Annotated in this window: 21 protein-coding genes; all 21 read left to right on the plus strand. The window is 63.0% G+C overall.

The features are described 5' to 3' along the window. The first annotated feature begins 243 nt into the window (after positions 1 to 243). Positions 244 to 780: a 50S ribosomal protein L10 gene (gene rplJ, locus ACW5IY_RS03735; RefSeq protein WP_010480377.1), complete on the plus strand. Its 537-nt coding sequence runs from the start codon at positions 244 to 246 to the stop codon at positions 778 to 780. A 63-nt stretch (positions 781 to 843) separates the two neighbouring features. Beyond that, positions 844 to 1,212, plus strand: coding sequence for a 50S ribosomal protein L7/L12 (rplL, locus tag ACW5IY_RS03740; protein WP_010480374.1), 369 nt, complete (start codon positions 844 to 846; stop codon positions 1,210 to 1,212). Between the two features lie 326 nt (positions 1,213 to 1,538). Then, on the plus strand, positions 1,539 to 5,693 hold the full coding sequence (gene rpoB, locus ACW5IY_RS03745) for a DNA-directed RNA polymerase subunit beta (protein WP_049401089.1): 4,155 nt from the start codon (positions 1,539 to 1,541) through the stop codon (positions 5,691 to 5,693). A gap of 89 nt (positions 5,694 to 5,782) precedes the next feature. Next, positions 5,783 to 10,006, plus strand: coding sequence for a DNA-directed RNA polymerase subunit beta' (gene rpoC / locus ACW5IY_RS03750; protein ID WP_049435136.1), 4,224 nt, complete (start codon positions 5,783 to 5,785; stop codon positions 10,004 to 10,006). A gap of 282 nt (positions 10,007 to 10,288) precedes the next feature. Next, positions 10,289 to 10,663: a 30S ribosomal protein S12 gene (gene rpsL, locus ACW5IY_RS03755; RefSeq protein WP_004145320.1), complete on the plus strand. Its 375-nt coding sequence runs from the start codon at positions 10,289 to 10,291 to the stop codon at positions 10,661 to 10,663. 12 nt (positions 10,664 to 10,675) lie between these two features. Continuing rightward, positions 10,676 to 11,149 carry a 30S ribosomal protein S7 gene (rpsG, locus tag ACW5IY_RS03760; RefSeq protein WP_004145321.1) on the plus strand — a complete coding sequence of 158 codons (474 nt, stop codon included), beginning with the start codon at positions 10,676 to 10,678 and terminating at the stop codon, positions 11,147 to 11,149. A gap of 141 nt (positions 11,150 to 11,290) precedes the next feature. After that, a complete protein-coding gene (gene fusA / locus ACW5IY_RS03765; RefSeq protein ID WP_049435135.1) occupies positions 11,291 to 13,432 on the plus strand; it encodes an elongation factor G in 2,142 nt (713 codons plus the stop codon). 52 nt (positions 13,433 to 13,484) lie between these two features. Beyond that, positions 13,485 to 14,675, plus strand: coding sequence for an elongation factor Tu (gene tuf, locus ACW5IY_RS03770; protein WP_004154360.1), 1,191 nt, complete (start codon positions 13,485 to 13,487; stop codon positions 14,673 to 14,675). Positions 14,676 to 15,007: 332 nt separating this feature from the next. Continuing rightward, a complete protein-coding gene (gene rpsJ / locus ACW5IY_RS03775; protein WP_005408208.1) occupies positions 15,008 to 15,319 on the plus strand; it encodes a 30S ribosomal protein S10 in 312 nt (103 codons plus the stop codon). An 11-nt stretch (positions 15,320 to 15,330) separates the two neighbouring features. After that, a complete protein-coding gene (gene rplC, locus ACW5IY_RS03780; RefSeq protein WP_004145336.1) occupies positions 15,331 to 15,981 on the plus strand; it encodes a 50S ribosomal protein L3 in 651 nt (216 codons plus the stop codon). Positions 15,982 to 15,993: 12 nt separating this feature from the next. Beyond that, positions 15,994 to 16,599, plus strand: a complete 606-nt coding sequence (gene rplD / locus ACW5IY_RS03785; RefSeq protein WP_004145337.1) for a 50S ribosomal protein L4 — start codon at positions 15,994 to 15,996, stop codon at positions 16,597 to 16,599. After that, positions 16,596 to 16,895 carry a 50S ribosomal protein L23 gene (gene rplW, locus ACW5IY_RS03790; RefSeq protein ID WP_004145338.1) on the plus strand — a complete coding sequence of 100 codons (300 nt, stop codon included), beginning with the start codon at positions 16,596 to 16,598 and terminating at the stop codon, positions 16,893 to 16,895. Before rplD ends, rplW begins: the two co-directional genes overlap by 4 nt. 10 nt (positions 16,896 to 16,905) lie before the next feature. Then, a complete protein-coding gene (gene rplB / locus ACW5IY_RS03795) occupies positions 16,906 to 17,733 on the plus strand; it encodes a 50S ribosomal protein L2 (protein WP_004145339.1) in 828 nt (275 codons plus the stop codon). Positions 17,734 to 17,739: 6 nt separating this feature from the next. Next, the gene (gene rpsS, locus ACW5IY_RS03800) at positions 17,740 to 18,009 is read left to right on the plus strand and encodes a 30S ribosomal protein S19 (RefSeq protein ID WP_004154485.1); all 270 of its coding nucleotides are present in this window, start codon (positions 17,740 to 17,742) and stop codon (positions 18,007 to 18,009) included. A gap of 12 nt (positions 18,010 to 18,021) precedes the next feature. Then, positions 18,022 to 18,357 carry a 50S ribosomal protein L22 gene (rplV, locus tag ACW5IY_RS03805; RefSeq protein WP_004145348.1) on the plus strand — a complete coding sequence of 112 codons (336 nt, stop codon included), beginning with the start codon at positions 18,022 to 18,024 and terminating at the stop codon, positions 18,355 to 18,357. Between the two features lie 18 nt (positions 18,358 to 18,375). Continuing rightward, positions 18,376 to 19,110, plus strand: a complete 735-nt coding sequence (gene rpsC / locus ACW5IY_RS03810) for a 30S ribosomal protein S3 (protein ID WP_004145350.1) — start codon at positions 18,376 to 18,378, stop codon at positions 19,108 to 19,110. Positions 19,111 to 19,115: 5 nt separating this feature from the next. Next, positions 19,116 to 19,529: a 50S ribosomal protein L16 gene (gene rplP, locus ACW5IY_RS03815; RefSeq protein ID WP_004154486.1), complete on the plus strand. Its 414-nt coding sequence runs from the start codon at positions 19,116 to 19,118 to the stop codon at positions 19,527 to 19,529. Beyond that, on the plus strand, positions 19,529 to 19,714 hold the full coding sequence (rpmC, locus tag ACW5IY_RS03820; protein ID WP_004154487.1) for a 50S ribosomal protein L29: 186 nt from the start codon (positions 19,529 to 19,531) through the stop codon (positions 19,712 to 19,714). Before rplP ends, rpmC begins: the two co-directional genes overlap by 1 nt. Before the next feature lie 11 nt (positions 19,715 to 19,725). Next, complete coding sequence (rpsQ, locus tag ACW5IY_RS03825) at positions 19,726 to 19,995, plus strand: 30S ribosomal protein S17 (protein ID WP_004154489.1); 270 nt, start codon at positions 19,726 to 19,728, stop codon at positions 19,993 to 19,995. A gap of 12 nt (positions 19,996 to 20,007) precedes the next feature. Beyond that, positions 20,008 to 20,376 carry a 50S ribosomal protein L14 gene (gene rplN, locus ACW5IY_RS03830; protein ID WP_004145357.1) on the plus strand — a complete coding sequence of 123 codons (369 nt, stop codon included), beginning with the start codon at positions 20,008 to 20,010 and terminating at the stop codon, positions 20,374 to 20,376. Positions 20,377 to 20,392: 16 nt separating this feature from the next. Further along, a complete protein-coding gene (gene rplX, locus ACW5IY_RS03835; protein ID WP_004154490.1) occupies positions 20,393 to 20,710 on the plus strand; it encodes a 50S ribosomal protein L24 in 318 nt (105 codons plus the stop codon). Position 20,711: the final 1 nt, after the last annotated feature.

A 20,711-nucleotide genomic window follows, 5' to 3' on the forward strand; every position in this document is an offset into this window, starting at 1 on the left:
CAAGGAGTCGCCGCCGGAGCAGTCATGAGCGCTTAATCGATTCCCCGGAATCACCCTGCGTAGATGGTGCCCTTCTGGAGTTTTTCTGGTTCACGCACGTCTGGGTTTCCCAGGTTGGCCCACTCCAGGTCTAGAACGGCCCACCCCCGGAACATCATCCCGATGTTCCCGGCGTCCAGGATGGATGCCGCACAGGACCGCACACGGCAGGAGCCGTAAGCGGAGTTCAATAGGAGGAGTGCAATGGCTCTCAATCTGTCCCAGAAGCAAGAAGTAGTCGCCGAGCTGGCAGACGTCGCCGCCAAGGCCCACTCCTTGATCGCAGCCGAATACGCTGGCACCACGGTCGCCCAGATGACCGCGATGCGCAAGCAGGCTCGTGAAACCGGTGTTTTCTTGAAGGTTGTCAAGAACACCCTGGCTTCGCGCGCCGTTGAAGGCACCGAGTTCGCAGTCGCCCAGGACCAGATGGTTGGTCCGCTGCTGTACGCGTTCTCGCTCGAGGAGCCCGGCGCTGCCGGTCGCCTGATCAAGGAAGCCGCCAAGGGCAACGACAAGCTGAAGGCTAAGGTCGTCGCCATCGGTGGCGAAGTGTTCCCGGCAAGCCACGTCGAAGTGCTGGCCTCGCTGCCGACCCGCGACCAGGCCCTGGCCATGCTGGCCCGCGTCCTGACCGAGCCGGTCACGATGTTTGCCCGCGCCATCAAGGCCGTTGGCGAGAAGCAGGGTGGTGGCGACGTCGCCGCCGACGCTGCCGAGCCGGCCGCCGAGACCGCCTGAGTTTCGACTTACCGTGGTTCCTGACGGAACCTCAACCCAGAAAATCATCCAAAGGTATTAATCATGTCCCTTACCAACGAACAGATCGTCGACGCCATCGCCGAGAAGTCCCTGATGGAAGTGATGGAGCTGGTCAAGGCCATCGAAGAGAAGTTCGGCGTCTCCGCCGCTGCTCCGGTTGCCGTGGCTGCTGCCGCTGGCCCGGCCGCTGCTGTTGAAGAGCAGACCGAGTTCACCGTCACCCTGAAGTCGGCCGGCGACAAGAAGGTCGAAGTCATCAAGGCCGTCCGCGCCATCACCGGCCTGGGCCTGAAGGAAGCGAAGGACCTGGCCGAAGCCGGTGGCGTCCTGAAGGAAGGCGCTTCGAAGGACGACGCCGAGAAGATGAAGAAGGACCTGGAAGCTGCTGGCGCGACTGTCGAAGTCAAGTAAGCAGTTACCTTGCATCGTCACCGATTCACGGCGATGCAGCCAAGGCTGGGGGCGTAAGCCCCCGGCCTTTGGTCGTTGTTGCAGTGTTGTAGATCCACGCCACGCGTGGATGTAACGAGCGGCAAAAAGCCCAACACGGGCTGCGGTCAGACCCCGGCCGGCCAGCGCAGCGCGCGGCAGCGGGGGAGTGGATGCAGACGAGTTGGCAGTTGGAAGTAGCGGGAGAAGGCGTGCTGGTGCCGGCAATACCAGCGACTTCCAACTGACAATTTCAAGTTCCCTTCGGATCGTGGGCGCACGATCCGCACAACAAGGTGGAAGACCTCATGACGTCCTATTCGTTCACCGAAAAAAAGCGTATCCGCAAGGATTTCGGCAAGCAGCGCTCGATTCTCGAAGTGCCGTTCCTGCTCGCCATCCAGGTGGATTCCTATCGTGAATTCCTGCAGGAAAACGTCGATCCGGCCAAGCGCACGGACCACGGCCTGCACGCTGCGCTGAAGTCGGTCTTCCCGATCGCCAGCTACAGCGGCAATGCTGCCCTGGAATACGTCGGCTACAAGCTGGGCGAACCGGTCTTCGACGAGCGTGAGTGCCGCCAGCGTGGCATGAGCTACGGCGCCCCGCTGCGCGTGACCGTGCGCCTGGTGATCTACGACCGTGAGTCGTCGACCAAGGCCATCAAGTACGTGAAGGAGCAGGAGGTCTATCTGGGCGAAATCCCGCTGATGACCGAGAACGGCACCTTCATCGTCAACGGCACCGAGCGCGTCATCGTCTCGCAGCTGCACCGCTCGCCGGGTGTGTTCTTCGACCACGACCGTGGCAAGACCCACAGCTCGGGCAAGCTGCTGTACAGCGCCCGCATCATTCCTTACCGCGGTTCCTGGCTGGACTTCGAGTTCGACCCGAAGGATGCGCTGTTCACCCGTATCGACCGCCGCCGCAAGCTGCCGGTGTCGATCCTGCTGCGCGCGCTTGGCTACAGCAACGAAGAGATGCTGGCCGAGTTCTTCGAGATCAACACCTTCCACATCAACCCGGATGAAGGCGTCCAGCTGGAGCTGGTGCCGGAGCGCCTGCGTGGCGAAACCCTGGGCTTTGACCTCGCCGACGGCGACAAGGTCATCGTGGAAGCCGGCAAGCGCATCACCGCGCGCCACATCAAGCAGCTGGAAGCCTCGGGCATCGCCGCCCTGGCCGTGCCGGACGACTACATCGTCGGCCGCATCCTGTCGCACGACGTGGTCGACGCCTCGACCGGCGAACTGCTGGCCCAGGCCAATGACGAGATCACCGACGAGCAGCTGCAGGCCTTCCGCAAGGCCGGCGTGGATGCCGTGGGCACCCTGTGGGTGAACGATCTGGATCGTGGCCCGTACCTGTCCAACACTCTGCGCATCGACCCGACCAAGACCCAGCTGGAAGCCCTGGTCGAGATCTACCGCATGATGCGTCCGGGCGAGCCGCCGACCAAGGACGCCGCGCAGAACCTGTTCCACAACCTGTTCTTCACCTTCGAGCGCTACGACCTGTCCGCGGTCGGCCGCATGAAGTTCAACCGTCGCGTGGGCCGCAAGGAAACCACCGGCGAAGCCGTGCTGTACGACCGCAAGTACTACGGTGAGCGCAACGACGAAGAGTCCAAGCGCCTGGTCGCCGCCCATGGCGACAGCTCCGACATCCTGGACGTGATCAAGGTCCTGACCGAGATCCGCAACGGTCGCGGCGTGGTCGACGATATCGATCACCTGGGCAACCGTCGCGTGCGTTCGGTCGGTGAAATGGCCGAGAACGTGTTCCGCGTGGGCCTGGTCCGCGTCGAGCGCGCGGTCAAGGAGCGCCTGTCGATGGCCGAGTCGGAAGGCCTGACCCCGCAGGAACTGATCAACGCCAAGCCGGTCGCCGCTGCCATCAAGGAGTTCTTCGGCTCCTCGCAGCTGTCGCAGTTCATGGACCAGAACAACCCGCTGTCGGAAGTGACCCACAAGCGTCGTGTCTCGGCCCTGGGCCCGGGCGGCCTGACCCGTGAGCGCGCCGGCTTCGAAGTGCGCGACGTGCACCCGACCCATTACGGCCGCGTCTGCACCATCGAAACCCCGGAAGGCCCGAACATCGGCCTGATCAACTCGCTGGCCGTGTACGCCCGCACCAACCAGTACGGTTTCCTTGAGACCCCGTACCGCAAGGTCGTGGACGGCAAGGTCTATGACGAAGTCGAGTTCCTGTCGGCCATCGAAGAAAACGAGTACGTCATTGCGCAGGCCAACGCCCTGACCAATGCCGACAGCGTGCTGACCGAGCAGTTCGTTCCGTGCCGCTTCCAGGGCGAATCGCTGCTGAAGCCGCCGGCGGAAGTCCACTTCATGGACGTCTCGCCGATGCAGACCGTGTCGATCGCGGCCGCGCTGGTTCCGTTCCTGGAGCACGATGACGCGAACCGCGCACTGATGGGCGCCAACATGCAGCGTCAGGCCGTGCCGACCCTGCGTGCACAGAAGCCGCTGGTCGGTACCGGCATCGAACGCGCCGTGGCGCGTGACTCCGGTGTGACCGTGAACGCCCGTCGTGGTGGCGAAATCGTGCAGATCGACGCCGCCCGCATCGTGGTCAAGGTCAACGAGGAAGAGATCGTTGGCGCCACCGACGCAGGCGTGGACATCTACAACCTGGTCAAGTACACCCGTTCGAACCAGAACACCTGCATCAACCAGCGTCCGCTGGTCCAGGTGGGTGACGTCATCGCCCGCGGCGACGTGCTGGCCGACGGTCCGTCCACCGACATCGGCGAACTGGCCCTGGGCCAGAACATGCTGATCGCGTTCATGCCGTGGAACGGCTACAACTTCGAAGACTCCATCCTGCTCTCCGAGCGCGTGGTGGAAGAGGATCGTTACACCACGATCCACATCGAAGAGCTGACCTGCGTTGCGCGTGACACCAAGCTGGGGCCGGAGGAAATCTCCGCCGACATCCCGAACGTCTCCGAGCAGGCGCTGAACCGCCTGGACGAGAGCGGCGTGGTGTACATCGGTGCCGAAGTCCGCGCCGGCGACATCATGGTCGGCAAGGTCACCCCGAAGGGCGAAAGCCAGCTGACCCCGGAAGAGAAGCTGCTGCGCGCGATCTTCGGCGAGAAGGCTTCGGACGTTAAGGACAGCTCGCTGCGCGTTCCGCCGGGCATGGACGGCACCGTCATCGACGTGCAGGTCTTCACCCGCGACGGCATCGAGAAGGACAAGCGCGCCCGCCAGATCGAAGAGTCTGAAATCAAGCGCGTCAAGAAGGACTTCGACGACCAGTTCCGCATCCTGGAAGCGGCCATCTACATGCGTCTGCGTTCGCAGATCGTGGGCAAGGTGGTCAACGGTGGCGCTGGCCTGAAGAAGGGTGACGTGATCAGCGACGCCTTCCTGGACGGCCTGAAGAAGGCTGACTGGTTCGCCCTGCGCATGAAGGACGAGGACGCTTCGGAAGCCATCGAGCGCGCGCAGAAGCAGATCCAGGCGCACGAGAAGGAATTCGAGCGTCGCTTCGCCGACAAGCGCGGCAAGATCACCGCCGGTGACGACCTCGCCCCGGGCGTGCTGAAGATGGTCAAGGTGTTCCTGGCCGTGAAGCGCCGCATCCAGCCGGGCGACAAGATGGCAGGCCGCCACGGCAACAAGGGTGTGGTCTCCAACGTGGTGCCGGTCGAGGACATGCCGTACATGGCCTCGGGCGAGACCGTGGACATCGTGCTGAACCCGCTGGGCGTGCCGTCGCGTATGAACATCGGCCAGATCCTGGAAGTGCACCTGGGCTGGGCGGCCAAGGGCCTGGGTCGCAAGATCCAGGCGATGATGGAAGCCCAGGCCGCCGTTGCCGACCTGCGCAAGTTCCTGGACGACATCTACAACCACGACGACACCAACGTGGCCAACCGTGTCGACCTGTCGCAGTTCAGCGACGAGGAACTGCTGCGCCTGGCCCGTAACCTCACCGACGGCGTGCCGATGGCCACTCCGGTCTTCGACGGCGCCACCGAAGCGGAAATCAAGCGCATGCTGGAACTGGCCGACCTGCCGAGCAGTGGCCAGACCCAGCTGTACGACGGCCGCACCGGTGAAGCGTTCGATCGCCACACCACCGTGGGTTACATGCACTACCTGAAGCTGAACCACCTGGTCGACGACAAGATGCACGCCCGTTCGACCGGTCCGTACTCGCTCGTCACCCAGCAGCCGCTGGGCGGCAAGGCGCAGTTCGGCGGCCAGCGCTTCGGTGAAATGGAAGTCTGGGCGCTGGAAGCCTACGGCGCGGCCTACACCCTGCAGGAAATGCTGACGGTGAAGTCCGATGACGTGCAGGGCCGCAACCAGATGTACAAGAACATCGTCGACGGTGAGCACGAGATGGTCGCGGGCATGCCGGAATCCTTCAACGTGCTCGTGAAGGAAATCCGCTCGCTGGCCATCAACATGGAACTGGAAGACAACTGATCCATGCCGGCGCGGCGGCCTCCGCCGCCGCGCCGCTGGCAGTCAACTGAAAGCCCATCGACACAGCATTCCTCCTTCTGGAGAACACCATGAAAGACCTGCTCAACCTCTTCAACCAGCAGCGCCAGACGCTGGACTTCGACGCGATCAAGATCGCGCTGGCTTCGCCGGACCTGATCCGTTCGTGGTCCTTCGGCGAAGTGAAGAAGCCGGAAACCATCAACTACCGTACCTTCAAGCCGGAACGCGACGGCCTGTTCTGCGCCGCCATCTTCGGCCCGGTGAAGGACTACGAGTGCCTGTGCGGCAAGTACAAGCGCATGAAGCACCGCGGCGTGGTCTGCGAAAAGTGCGGCACCGAAGTAACCCTGGCCAAGGTGCGTCGTGAGCGCATGGGCCACATCGACCTGGCTTCGCCGGTCGCGCACATCTGGTTCCTGAAGTCGCTGCCGTCGCGCATCGGCCTGATGCTGGACATGACCCTGCGCGATATCGAGCGCGTGCTGTACTTCGAAGCCTACGTGGTGACCGAGCCGGGCCTGACCGCCCTGGAGCGCCGCCAGCTGCTGACCGAAGAACAGTACCTGCAGGCCCGCCAGGAGCACGGTGACGACTTCGACGCCGCCATGGGCGCCGAGGCCGTGTACGAACTGCTGCGCACCATCGACCTGCAGTCGGAAATGACCCGCCTGCGCGAGGAAATCGCCGCTACCGGTTCGGAAACCAAGCTCAAGCGCCTCACCAAGCGCATCAAGCTGATCGAAGCCTTCCTGGAATCGGGCAACCGTCCGGAGTGGATGGTCATGACCGTGCTGCCGGTGCTGCCGCCGGACCTGCGTCCGCTGGTCCCGCTGGATGGCGGCCGCTTCGCGACCTCCGACCTGAACGACCTGTACCGCCGCGTCATCAACCGTAACAACCGCCTGCGCCGCCTGCTCGAACTGAGCGCGCCGGACATCATCGTGCGCAATGAAAAGCGCATGCTGCAGGAATCGGTCGATGCGCTGCTGGACAACGGCCGTCGTGGCCGTGCCATCACCGGCACCAACAAGCGCCCGCTGAAGTCGCTGGCCGACATGATCAAGGGCAAGCAGGGTCGCTTCCGCCAGAACCTGCTCGGCAAGCGCGTCGACTACTCGGGCCGTTCGGTCATCGTGGTCGGTCCGTACCTGCGCCTGCACCAGTGCGGCCTGCCGAAGAAGATGGCGCTCGAGCTGTTCAAGCCGTTCGTCTTCGCAAAGCTGCAGCGTCGTGGCCTGGCCACCACCATCAAGGCCGCCAAGAAGCTGGTCGAGCGCGAAGAAGCCGAAGTCTGGGACATCCTGGAAGAGGTCATCCGCGAGCATCCGGTGATGCTGAACCGTGCGCCGACCCTGCACCGTCTGGGCATCCAGGCGTTCGAGCCGGTGCTGATCGAAGGCAAGGCCATCCAGCTGCACCCGCTGGTCTGCACCGCGTTCAACGCCGACTTCGACGGTGACCAGATGGCCGTCCACGTGCCGCTCTCGCTGGAAGCCCAGCTGGAAGCGCGTGCGCTGATGATGTCGACCAACAACATCCTGTCGCCGGCCAACGGCGAGCCGATCATCGTGCCGTCGCAGGACGTCGTGCTGGGTCTGTACTACATGACCCGCTCGCTGGAAAACAAGAAGGGCGAGGGCATGGCCTTCGCCAACATCGCCGAAGTGAAGCGTGCCTACGACAACCGCGTGGTGGAACTGCACGCTCGCGTCAAGGTCCGCATCACCGAAGTGGTGACCGACGAAGACGGCATCAAGCAGAACAAGACCTCGATCGTGGACACCACGATCGGTCGCGCCCTGCTGGCTGAAATCCTGCCGGAAGGCCTGCCGTTCGCGCTGGCCAACACCGAGCTGACCAAGAAGAACATCAGCCGCCTGATCAACTCCAGCTACCGCCAGCTGGGTCTGAAGGACACGGTCGTGTTCGCCGACAAGCTGATGTACACCGGCTTCGCCTACGCGACCCGCGCCGGCGTCTCGATCGGCATCGACGACATGCTGATCCCGGACGAGAAGAAGGGCATCCTCACCGAGGCCGAAGCCGAAGTGCTGGAAATCCAGGAGCAGTACCAGTCGGGCCTGGTCACCGCCGGCGAGCGCTACAACAAGGTGGTCGACATCTGGTCGCGCACCAACGAGCGCATCGCCAAGGCGATGATGGACACCATCGGTACCGAGAAGGTGGTCAACGCCAAGGGTGAGACCATCGACCAGAAGTCGATGAACTCGCTGTACATCATGGCCGACTCCGGTGCGCGTGGTTCGCAGGCGCAGATCCGTCAGCTGGCCGGCATGCGTGGCCTGATGGCCCGCCCGGACGGCTCGATCATCGAGACGCCCATCAAGGCGAACTTCCGCGAAGGCCTGAACGTGCAGGAGTACTTCAACTCCACCCACGGTGCCCGTAAGGGTCTGGCCGATACCGCGCTGAAGACCGCGAACTCGGGTTACCTGACCCGTCGTCTGGTCGACGTCGCGCAGGACGTGGTGATCACCGAGGTGGATTGCGGTACCACCGAAGGCCTGATCATGACCCCGATCGTGGAAGGCGGCGACGTGGTCGAGCCGCTGAAGGACCGCGTGCTGGGTCGCGTGGTTGCCGAGGACGTGTTCCTGCCGGGCAACGACGAAGATCCGATCGTCACCCGCAACACCCTGCTGGACGAAGCCTGGGTTGCCAAGCTGGAAGATGCCGGCGTGCAGACCATCAAGGTCCGCTCGACGATCTCCTGCGAATCGGCCTTCGGTGTCTGCTCGCGCTGCTACGGCCGCGATCTGGCCCGTGGCCACCTGGTCAACATCGGTGAAGCGGTCGGCGTCATCGCCGCCCAGTCCATCGGTGAGCCGGGTACCCAGCTGACCATGCGTACGTTCCACATCGGTGGTGCGGCGTCGCGAGCTGCTGCGGTCGACAACATCACCGTCAAGACCACCGGCTCGGTCAAGTTCAGCAACCTCAAGTCCGTCGAGCACGCCAACGGCTCGCTGGTGGCAGTGTCGCGCTCGGGCGAAATCTCGGTGCTCGATGCCCACGGCCGCGAGCGTGAGCGTTACAAGCTGCCGTACGGTGCGACCATCACGTCCAAGGACGGTGATGCGATCAAGGCGGGCCAGACCGTGGCCAACTGGGATCCGCATAACCACCCGATCGTGTCGGAAGTGGCCGGCTTCATCCGCTTCATCGACTTCGTCGACGGCATCACCGTCATCGAGAAGACCGACGAGCTGACCGGCTTGGCGTCGCGCGAAATCACCGATCCGAAGCGTCGTGGTACCCAGGCCAAGGACCTGCGCCCGATCGTGCGCATCGTCGACGCCAAGGGCAACGACCTGTCGATTCCGGGCACCGACCTGCCGGCGCAGTACCTGCTGCCGCCGCGCTCGATCGTCAACCTGCAGGACGGCGCTGCCGTCGGCGTGGGTGACGTGGTCGCCAAGATTCCGCAGGAAGCGTCGAAGACCCGCGACATCACCGGTGGTCTGCCGCGCGTGGCCGATCTGTTCGAAGCGCGCAAGCCGAAGGATCCGGCGGTGCTGGCCGAGCGTTCGGGCATCATCAGCTTCGGCAAGGACACCAAGGGCAAGCAGCGCCTGATCATCAAGGACACCGATGGTTCGGAGCACGAGGAGCTGATTCCGAAGTACCGCCAGGTCATCGTGTTCGAAGGCGAGCATGTCACCAAGGGTGAAACCATCGTGGACGGCGAGCCGAGCCCGCAGGACATCCTGCGCCTGCTGGGTGTCGAACCGCTGGCGGCCTACCTGGTGAAGGAAATCCAGGACGTGTACCGCCTGCAGGGCGTGAAGATCAACGACAAGCACATCGAGGTGATCACCCGCCAGATGCTGCGCAAGGTCGAGATCACCGACCAGGGCAGCAGCAAGTTCCTGAACGGTGAACAGGTGGAGCGTCAGCGCGTTATCGAGGAGAATGCGCGCCTGTCGACCCGCAACGAGCTGCCGGCGCACTTCGATCCGGTCCTGCTGGGTATCACCAAGGCCTCGCTGGCGACCGAATCGTTCATCTCGGCCGCGTCGTTCCAGGAAACCACCCGCGTGCTGACCGAAGCGGCCGTCCGCGGTACCAAGGACAACCTGCGCGGCCTGAAGGAAAACGTGATCGTGGGCCGCCTGATCCCGGCCGGTACCGGTCTGTCGTACCACAGCAGCCGCCGCCGCGGCGCTTCGGGTCTGACCGACTCGGAGATGCAGGCCCTGACCGGCACCCCGGCTGCAGTCGAGGCTCCGGCCGTTGAAGCTGAAGCTGAACAGGCGTCTGGCGAAGAATGAGGTATCCGGTCCGGCCAGCAGGCCGGACCACCCCGTCGGTTCATCGACGGGTAGGGAAAGGGCAGGGGGATCGACCGCGATCCTCCCGGCCAACCTGAACGGGGTACATGGAGGCCCCCCAGTAACGTTCCAGGATCAGGAACGGGCTTGACAGGAGGCGTTTGACTGCTTTCCTGACGGGTTGCTACAATCGTCTGTCTCAGCAGGCCAGAATTTTGGCCTGCTTTAACATTTCCGCATCTCTGGTCGGATTTTCCGGCCACCAATCAGAAGAACCTACTGATGGCGACGATCAACCAGCTGGTCCGCAAGCCGCGGCAAGCGACCACCTACAAGAGTGCCTCGCCGGCGCTCGACAAGTGCCCGCAGCGCCGTGGCGTCTGCACCCGTGTCTACACCACCACTCCGAAGAAGCCGAACTCGGCTCTGCGCAAGGTTGCCAAGGTCCGCCTGACCAACCAGGAAGAAGTGATTTCCTACATCGGTGGTGAAGGCCACAACCTGCAGGAGCACTCCGTGGTCCTGATCCGCGGCGGTCGCGTCAAGGACCTGCCGGGTGTGCGTTACCACACCGTTCGTGGCTCGCTCGACGCCGCCGGCGTTGCCAAGCGTCGCCAGGCCCGTTCCAAGTACGGCGCCAAGCGTCCGAAGGCATAAGGAGAGAGCACTATGTCGCGTAAGGGTAATACTCCGCAGCGTTCCGTCCTGCCCGATCCGAAGCACGGAAGCGAAACCATCGCCCGCTTCATCAACATGGTCATGCAGAGCGGCAAGAAGTCCGTCGCCGAAAAGATCGTGTACGGCGCCATGGACGTGATCACCGAGAAGAACAGCAGCGCCAACGCCATTGAACTGGTGCAGAAGGCTCTGGACAACGTCGCTCCGGCGGTCGAAGTCAAGTCGCGCCGCGTCGGTGGTGCCACCTACCAGGTGCCGGTCGAAGTGCGTTCGTCGCGCAAGATGGCTCTGGCCATGCGCTGGCTGATCGACTCCGCGCGCAAGCGTGGTGAGAACACCATGCCGAAGAAGCTGGCTGCTGAACTGATCGACGCCTCGGAAAACCGTGGCGGCGCCATCAAGAAGCGCGAAGAAACCCACCGCATGGCCGAAGCCAACAAGGCATTCGCCCACTACCGCTGGTGAGTTTGACGGCCTTGTAAAACAGGCAGGGCAGCACCACTTCGGTGCGTGCTGCCTCGCGGTCCCAGAAGGACTGCGCCAATCCGAAGGCCGCCGAAAGGCGGCGTTCGGCCATCCGAAATCCAAGAAATCTGAGAGGCTCCCGTGGCCCGTTCCACTCCCATCGAGCGTTACCGTAACTTCGGCATCATGGCTCACATCGATGCCGGCAAGACCACCACGTCCGAGCGCATCCTGTTCTACACCGGCAAGAGCCACAAGATCGGTGAAGTGCACGACGGCGCCGCCACCATGGACTGGATGGAGCAGGAGCAGGAGCGTGGCATCACGATCCAGTCCGCTGCCACCACCGCGTTCTGGAAGGGCATGGACAAGTCCCTGCCGGAGCACCGCTTCAACATCATCGACACCCCCGGGCACGTCGACTTCACCATCGAAGTGGAGCGCTCGCTGCGCGTGCTCGACGGTGCCGTCTTCGTCCTGTGCGCCGTCGGTGGCGTGCAGCCGCAGTCGGAAACCGTGTGGCGCCAGGCCAACAAGTACCACGTGCCGCGCATCGCGTTCGTCAACAAGATGGACCGCACCGGTGCCAACTTCCAGAAGGTCGTCGGCCAGCTGAAGGCCAAGCTGGGCGCGGTTGCCGTGCCGATGCAGCTGCCGATCGGCGCTGAAGACAACTTCAAGGGCGTTGTCGACCTGCTGAAGATGAAGGCCATCCATTGGGATGAGGCTTCGCAGGGCATGAAGTTCGAGTACGGTGAAATCCCGGCCGACCTGCAGGGCCCGGCTGAAGAGGCTCGCCAGTTCATGGTCGAGACCGCTGCCGAAGCCAGCGAAGAGCTGATGGAAAAGTACCTGGGCGGCGAAGAGCTGGCCGAGGCTGAAATCATCAATGCGCTGCGTACCCGCACCCTGGCCACTGAAATCGTGCCGATGTACTGCGGCTCGGCCTTCAAGAACAAGGGCGTGCAGGCCATGCTGGACGGCGTGATCCAGCTGCTGCCGTCGCCGGTCGACGTGCCGGACGTGAAGGGCGTGGACGTTGACGACGACACCGTCGAAATGACCCGCAAGTCGGACGACAAGGCTCCGTTCTCGTCGCTGGCCTTCAAGATCATCACCGACCCGTTCGTCGGCGCGCTGACCTTCTTCCGTGTCTACTCGGGCACCCTGAACGGTGGCGACACCGTGCTGAACTCGGTGAAGGGCAAGAAGGAGCGCATCGGCCGCATCCTGCAGATGCACTCGAACAACCGCGAGGAAATCAAGGAAGTTCTGGCCGGTGACATCGCCGCTGCCGTGGGCCTGAAGGACACCACCACCGGTGACACCCTGTGCGCCGTGGACGCCCCGATCATCCTGGAGCGCATGACGTTCCCGGAGCCGGTGATCTCGATGGCCGTCGAGCCGAAGACCAAGTCGGACCAGGAAAAGATGGGCCTGGCCCTGGGCCGTCTGGCGCAGGAAGATCCGTCGTTCCGCGTCAAGACCGACGAAGAATCCGGCCAGACCATCATCTCGGGCATGGGCGAGCTGCACCTGGACATCATCGTCGACCGCCTGAAGCGCGAGTTCAACGTTGAAGCCAACGTCGGCGCGCCGCAGGTGGCCTACCGCGAAACCATCACCCTGGCCGACGTCAAGTCGGACTACAAGCACGCCAAGCAGTCCGGTGGTAAGGGTCAGTACGGTCACGTCGTGATCGAACTGTCGCCGATCACCGCTGCCGACCGTGCCGATCCGAAGCTGGCTCCGGCCATCAAGGACGACTTCCTGTTCATCAACGACATCACCGGCGGCGTGATCCCGAAGGAATTCATTCCGTCGGTTGAAAAGGGCCTGCGCGAAACCATCACCAGCGGTCCGCTGGCTGGCTTCCCGGTCGTGGACGTCAAGGTGAAGCTGGTGTTCGGTTCGTACCACGACGTCGACTCCTCGGAAATGGCGTTCAAGCTGGCTTCGTCGATGGCCTTCAAGCAGGGCTTCGCCAAGGCCAAGCCGGTGCTGCTGGAGCCGATCATGAAGGTCGAGATCGTGACCCCGGAGGATTACCAGGGTGACGTGATGGGCGACGTCAGCCGTCGTCGCGGCGTGCTGCAGGGTTCCGACACCACCGGTGACGGTTCGGCCAGCATCATCAACGCGATGATCCCGCTGGGTGAAATGTTCGGCTACGCCACTGCGCTGCGTTCGCAGACCCAGGGCCGCGCCACCTTCACCATGGAATTCGATCACTACGAGCCGGCGCCGACCAACATCGCCGAAGCCGTCATGAAGAAGGGCTGAGCCTCGCTCAGCCTCTCTTGAAACCACTTACGAACAATCAAGGTATAGAACAATGGCAAAGGGTAAGTTCGAGCGCACCAAGCCGCACGTCAACGTCGGCACCATCGGTCACGTCGATCACGGCAAGACCACGCTGACCGCCGCACTGACCAAGATCGGTGCCGAGCGCTTCGGTGGCGAGTTCAAGGATTACTCCTCGATCGACGCCGCTCCGGAAGAAAAGGCTCGTGGTATCACGATCTCGACCGCGCACGTCGAATACGAATCCCCGGTCCGTCACTACGCCCACGTCGATTGCCCGGGCCACGCTGACTACGTCAAGAACATGATCACCGGTGCCGCCCAGATGGACGGCGCGATCCTGGTGTGCTCGGCCGCTGACGGCCCGATGCCGCAGACCCGCGAGCACATCCTGCTGTCGCGTCAGGTCGGCGTGCCGTACATCGTCGTGTTCCTGAACAAGGCCGACATGGTTGACGACGCCGAGCTGCTCGAGCTGGTCGAGATGGAAGTGCGCGAGCTGCTGAGCAAGTACGACTTCCCGGGCGACGACACCCCGATCATCGCCGGTTCGGCGCGTCTGGCGCTGGAAGGCGACCAGAGCGACATCGGCGTGCCGGCCATCCTGAAGCTGGTCGATGCCCTGGACAGCTGGATTCCGGAGCCGGAGCGCGCGATCGACAAGCCGTTCCTGATGCCGGTGGAAGACGTGTTCTCGATCTCGGGCCGCGGCACCGTGGTGACCGGTCGTATCGAGCGCGGCGTGATCAAGGTTGGCGACGAAATCGAAATCGTCGGCATCCGTCCGGTGCAGAAGACCACCGTGACCGGCGTTGAAATGTTCCGCAAGCTGCTGGACCAGGGTCAGGCAGGCGACAACGCTGGCCTGCTGCTGCGCGGCACCAAGCGTGACGACGTCGAGCGTGGCCAGGTCCTGGCCAAGCCGGGTTCGATCAAGCCGCACACCAAGTTCGAAGGCGAAGTCTACGTCCTGTCGAAGGACGAGGGCGGCCGTCACACCCCGTTCTTCAACGGCTACCGTCCGCAGTTCTACTTCCGTACCACCGACATCACCGGCGCAGCTGCTCTGCCGGAAGGCGTCGAAATGGTGATGCCGGGTGACAACGTCAAGATGGTCGTCACCCTGATCAACCCGGTGGCAATGGACGAAGGCCTGCGCTTCGCCATCCGCGAAGGTGGCCGTACCGTCGGCGCCGGCGTGGTCTCGAAGATCATCGAGTAATCTGGTAGTATCTGCGCCCCGATGTTGCCTGGGTAGGGCATCGGGGCGTATCAAATGGGAAAGCAGGCACAGGATGTGCCTTGTGTTCCCCGGACCAGGAAGGGTCAATGCCATTCAGGCGGCGTCAACAGGCGACTGTTGACAGCTGCCTTGCGTGCCATTATGCTTCTACGTCTGGGCAGGCCTGGGAACGGGTCTGCCTACGTTTTTGAGGTCTATGGAGTGACCTTGGCGGCCTGCAGGACTGTGGGCCGTCCGTATTCAGGAATTTCATGGGACAAAGCAACCCAGAGGCTTTGTCTGTCGCTCTTTTAACGAAGGAACCTACCGCCATGGCGGACCAAAAGATCCGGATCCGGCTGAAAGCGTTCGATCATCGTCTGATCGACCGTTCGGCCAGCGAGATCGTTGAAACGGCAAAGCGGACCGGCGCGCAAGTGCGTGGCCCGATCCCGCTGCCGACCAAGATCGAGCGTTACACCGTTCTCGTTTCCCCGCACGTCGACAAGGACGCGCGTGACCAGTACGAGACCCGCACGCACAAGCGCGTGCTCGATATCGTTGACCCGAATGACAAGACCGTGGACGCGCTGATGAAGCTCGAACTGGCTGCCGGCGTCGACGTTCAGATCAAGCTGACCTGAGGACTACGACCATGACGAAGAAGTATTCGTTGGGCTTCGTGGGCCGCAAGGCCGGCATGAGCCGCGTGTTCACTGAAGATGGCCGCTCCATCCCGGTGACCCTGATCGAAGCAACCCCGAACCGCATCGCGCAGATCAAGACCGTCGAAACCGACGGCTACAGCGCCGTGCAGGTGACCGTCGGCGCGCGTCGCGCTGCCCTGGTCAACAAGCCGGAAGCCGGCCACTTCGCCAAGGCGAAGGTGGAAGCGGGTCGTGGCCTGTGGGAATTCCGCGTTGAAGACGCGCAGCTCGGCGATTTCGCCGTTGGCGGCGAAGTCAAGGCGGACATCTTCGAAGTCGGCCAGATCGTCGACGTCCAGGGTGTCACCAAGGGTAAGGGCTTCCAGGGCACCATCAAGCGCCACAACTTCCGTATGGGCGATGCAACCCACGGTAACTCGCTGTCGCATCGCGCGCCGGGTTCGCTGGGTCAGCGCCAGACCCCGGGTCGCGTTTTCCCGGGCAAGAAGATGTCGGGCCACATGGGCGCGGTGCAGCAGAGCACCCAGAACCTGGAAGTGGTCAAGGTCGACGTCGAGCGCGGTCTGATCGCCGTTCGCGGCGCCGTTCCGGGCGCGGCGGGTGGCGACGTGATCGTCCGTCCGGCGAGCAAGGCATAAGGAGAGATGACGATGGAACTCGTTATCACGGGTAGCAACAACAAGGTCTCGGTCTCCGACGCCGTGTTCGGTCGCGATTTCAGCGAAGATCTGGTCCACCAGGTCGTCGTTGCCTACCGCAACGCCGGTCGCGCCGGCACCAAGGCACAGAAGACTCGCTCCGAAGTGGCTGGTACCACCAAGAAGTCGAAGAAGCAGAAGGGCGGCGGCGCGCGTCATGGCGCACTGACGGCTCCGATCTTCGTCGGCGGCGGTGTTACCTTCGCGGCCAAGCCGCGCAGCTTCGAGCAGAAGGTCAATCGTAAGCAGTACCGTGCCGCCATGTGCGCGATCCTGTCCGAGCTGAACCGTCAGGGCCGTCTGACCATCGTGGAGTCCTTCGACGTCGAAGTGACCAACACGAAGGGTCTGATCGCCAAGCTGGCCGGCCTGGAAGTGGGCAAGCGCCCGCTGATCGTCACCGAAGAAGCGTCCGAGCACCTGTACCTGTCCGCCCGCAATCTGCCGTACGTGCAGGTGCGTGACGTCCAGGGTCTGGATCCGGTCTCGCTGGTGGGTGCCGACACGGTCGTCATCACCGCTGACGCGGTCAAGAAGGTCGAGGAGTGGCTGGCATGAACAGCAACGAAAAAATCTTCAGCGTGCTGCGTGCCCCGCGTGTCTCCGAAAAGACCGCGCGCCTGCAGGAACTCTCCAACCAGTATGTCTTCGAAGTTTCGAACGAAGCCACCAAGGCCGATGTAAAGGCCGCGGTTGAGCAGCTGTTCGACGTCAAGGTCGAAGCCGTCAACGTGGTCAACGTCAAGGGCAAGAACAAGTCCTTCCGTAACCGTGCTGGCCGCCGCGGCGATTGGCGCAAGGCGTACGTTCGCCTGGCCGATGGCCAGTCGATCGATGTAACGGCCAAGGCCTGAGGTACATCCCATGCCATTGATGAAATTCAAGCCCACTTCCCCCGGCCGCCGTTCGGCCGTGCGCGTGGTCACTCCCGACCTGCACAAGGGTGCTCCGCACGCTGCGCTGGTCGAGTCGCAGAGCCGCTCGGGTGGTCGTAACCACCATGGCCGCATCACCGTGCGTCACGTCGGTGGTGGTGCCAAGCAGCACTACCGCATCATCGACTTCAAGCGCAACAAGCTGGGCATCCCAGCGCGCGTGGAACGCATCGAATACGATCCGAACCGCACCGCGCACATCGCTCTGCTGTGCTACGTCGACGGTGAGCGTCGCTACATCATCGCCCCGAAGGGCCTGAAGGCTGGTGATCAGGTGATCGCTGGTTCGGATGCCCCGATCAAGGCCGGCAACACCCTGCCGCTGCGCAACATCCCGGTCGGCACCACCATCCACTGCATCGAACTGAAGCCGGGCAAGGGCGCTCAGATCGCTCGCGCCGCGGGTGCGGCCGTGCAGCTGGTGGCTCGCGAAGGCATCTACGCCACCCTGCGCCTGCGCTCGGGTGAAATGCGTAAGGTTCCGGTCGAGTGCTGCGCCACCATCGGCGAAGTCGGCAACGACGAGCACAGCCTGGAAAAGCTGGGCAAAGCCGGTGCCAAGCGTTGGCGCGGCGTCCGCCCGACCGTTCGTGGTGCTGCCATGAACCCGGTTGACCACCCGCACGGTGGTGGTGAGGCGAAGGCCGGCCAGGGTAATCCGCATCCGGTCACCCCGTGGGGTGTCCCGACCAAGGGTTACAAGACGCGCCATAACAAGCGCACTCAGCAGTTCATCGTCCGCGATCGTAGGGGCTAATCGACCATGGCACGTTCACTCAAGAAGGGCCCGTTCGTCGATCACCACCTCGTCAAGAAGGTGGAGGCCGCTGCGGGCAGCAAGAAGCCGATCAAGACCTGGTCGCGCCGTTCGATGATCCTGCCTGACATGGTAGGCGTCACCATTGCCGTGCATAACGGCAAGAACCACATCCCGGTTCTCGTCAACGAGAACATGGTCGGCCACAAGCTCGGCGAATTTGCCATCACCCGGACCTTCAAGGGTCACGGTGGTGACAAGAAGTCGGGCAAGTAAGGAGAGATGACAATGGAAGCGAAAGCCATCCTGCGCACTGCGCGCATCTCCCCGCAGAAGGCTCGTCTGGTCGCTGACCAGGTGCGCGGTCTGCCGGCCGAGCGTGCGGTCAACCTGCTGAAGTTCTCGGATAAGAAGGCTGCCCACCTGATCAAGAAGGTGGTGGAGTCGGCTATTGCAAATGCCGAAAACAACCAGGGCGCCGACGTCGACGAGCTGAAGGTTCAGACCATCATGGTTGATGAAGGTCCGACCCTGAAGCGTTTCATGGCGCGGGCGAAAGGCCGCGGTACCCGCATCCTCAAGCGCACCAGCCACATCACTGTGGTTGTGGGCGCCGCCAAGTAAGCGGATAAGGAAAAGACCATGGGTCATAAAGTTCATCCGATTGGTATCCGCCTCGGCATTTCCAAGGACTGGAACTCCAAGTGGTACGCCAACAAGGCCGAGTTCGCTGGTTACCTGGCAGCCGACCTGAAAGTGCGCGAAATGCTGCGCAAGAAGCTGGCTCAGGCCGGCATCAGCAAGATCCTGATCGAGCGTCCGGCCAAGACCGCTCGCGTGACGATCCACACCGCCCGTCCGGGCGTGGTGATCGGCAAGCGCGGTGAGGACATCGAGAAGCTGCGCAAGGAAGTGAGCGAGATGATGGGCGTCCCGGCGCACATCAACGTCACCGAAGTGCGCAAGCCGGAACTGGACGCGCAGCTCGTTGCCGAGTCGATCGCCCAGCAGCTGGAGCGTCGCATCATGTTCCGCCGTGCAATGAAGCGCTCGGTCGGCAACGCGATGCGCCTGGGTGCCCTGGGCATCAAGGTCAACGTCGGTGGCCGCCTCAACGGTGCAGAAATCGCCCGTTCGGAGTGGTACCGCGAAGGCCGCGTGCCGCTGCACACCCTGCGTGCCGACATCGACTATGGCTTCGCTGAAGCCAAGACGACCTACGGCATCATCGGCATCAAGGTCTGGATCTACAAGGGCGAGGTCTTCGATTTCTCCCAGGTTGGCCAGGAAAAGCAGGACGACACCCCGTCGCGCAACGATCGTCACGATCGCGGCGACCGTGGTGACCGTCAGCGCCCGGCCCGTGAAGCGAGGTAACGACAATGTTGCAACCCAAGCGAACCAAGTACCGCAAGGTACACAAGGGCCGTAACGATGGCCTGAGCTGGAGCGCCAACGCTGTCAGCTTCGGCGAATACGGCCTGAAGGCAACCGCACACGGTCAGCTGACCGCGCGTCAGATCGAAGCGGCCCGCCGCTCGATCAGCCGCTACGTCAAGCGCGGCGGCAAGATGTGGATCCGCGTGTTCCCCGACAAGCCCATCACCAAGAAGCCCATCGAAGTCCGAATGGGTTCTGGTAAGGGTAACGTGGAATACTGGGTGGCCCAGATCCAGCCCGGCCGCATGATCTATGAAATCGAGGGTGTTTCCGAGGAAGTGGCTCGCGAGGCGTTCCGCCTGGCCGCCGCCAAGCTCTCGGTCACCACCACTTTCGTGACCCGTACGGTGCGCTGATGGATATCAAAACTCTCCGTGAAAAGTCGGCTGACGAACTCAAGGCCCACCTGATCGACCTGCGTAAGGAACAGTTCTCTGTCCGTATGCAGCAGGTCACCGGCCAGCTGCCGAAGACCCACGACATTCGCCGGGTCCGTCGCGAGATTGCTCGCGTCAAGACCCTGCTCGGCAGCACGAAGTAAGGATGGCCGCTATGAGCGACAATACTGAAAAGAAGACGCTGCGCACGGTCGAAGGCCGTGTCGTCAGCAACAAGATGGACAAGACGGTTACCGTCCTGGTTGAGCGTCAGGTCAAGCACGCGCTGTACGGCAAGTACATCAAGCGCTCGACGAAGCTGCACGCCCACGATGCCGACAACGCCTGCAAGGAAGGCGATGTCGTCCGCGTGACCGAGATTGCTCCGATGTCCAAGACCAAGAACTGGCGCGTGGTGGAAGTCATCACGCGTGCGGCTGAATAAGGAGTCTGAATCATGATCCAGATGCAGAGCTACCTTGACGTCGCGGACAATTCGGGTGCCAAGCAGGTGATGTGCTTCAAGGTGCTGGGTGGTTCCAAGCGCCGTTACGCCGGCATCGGCGACATCATCAAGGTCACCGTGAAGGATGCGATTCCGCGCGGCAAGGTCAAGAAGGGTGAAGTGTATGACGCCGTCGTGGTGCGTACCCGCAAGGGTGTGCGTCGCGCCGACGGCTCGCTGATCCGCTTCGACGGCAACGCTGCCGTTCTGCTGAACAGCAAGCAGGAGCCGATCGGTACCCGTATCTTCGGGCCGGTGACCCGTGAACTTCGTTCGGAGAAGTTCATGAAGATCGTCTCGCTCGCTCCCGAAGTGCTGTGAGCGACAGGAGATAATCATGGCTAACCGTATCAAGAAGGGCGACCAGGTTGTCGTCAACGCTGGCAAGGACAAGGGCAAGCAGGGCGAAGTCGTCCGCGTCGACGGCGACCGTGTGGTCGTCGCCAACGTGAACATCGTCAAGCGCCACACCAAGCCGAACCCGCAGGCAGGTGTTGCCGGCGGCGTGGTCGAGCGCGAAGCTTCGATCCATATCTCCAACGTGAATGTTCTGAACCCGGCTTCGGGCAAGGGCGAACGCGTTGGCTTCAAGGTGCTGGAGGATGGACGCAAACTGCGTGTGTTCCGCTCCAGCGGTGAGGCGCTCGACGCCTGAG

Source organism: Stenotrophomonas sp. C-A (assembly GCF_054030835.1).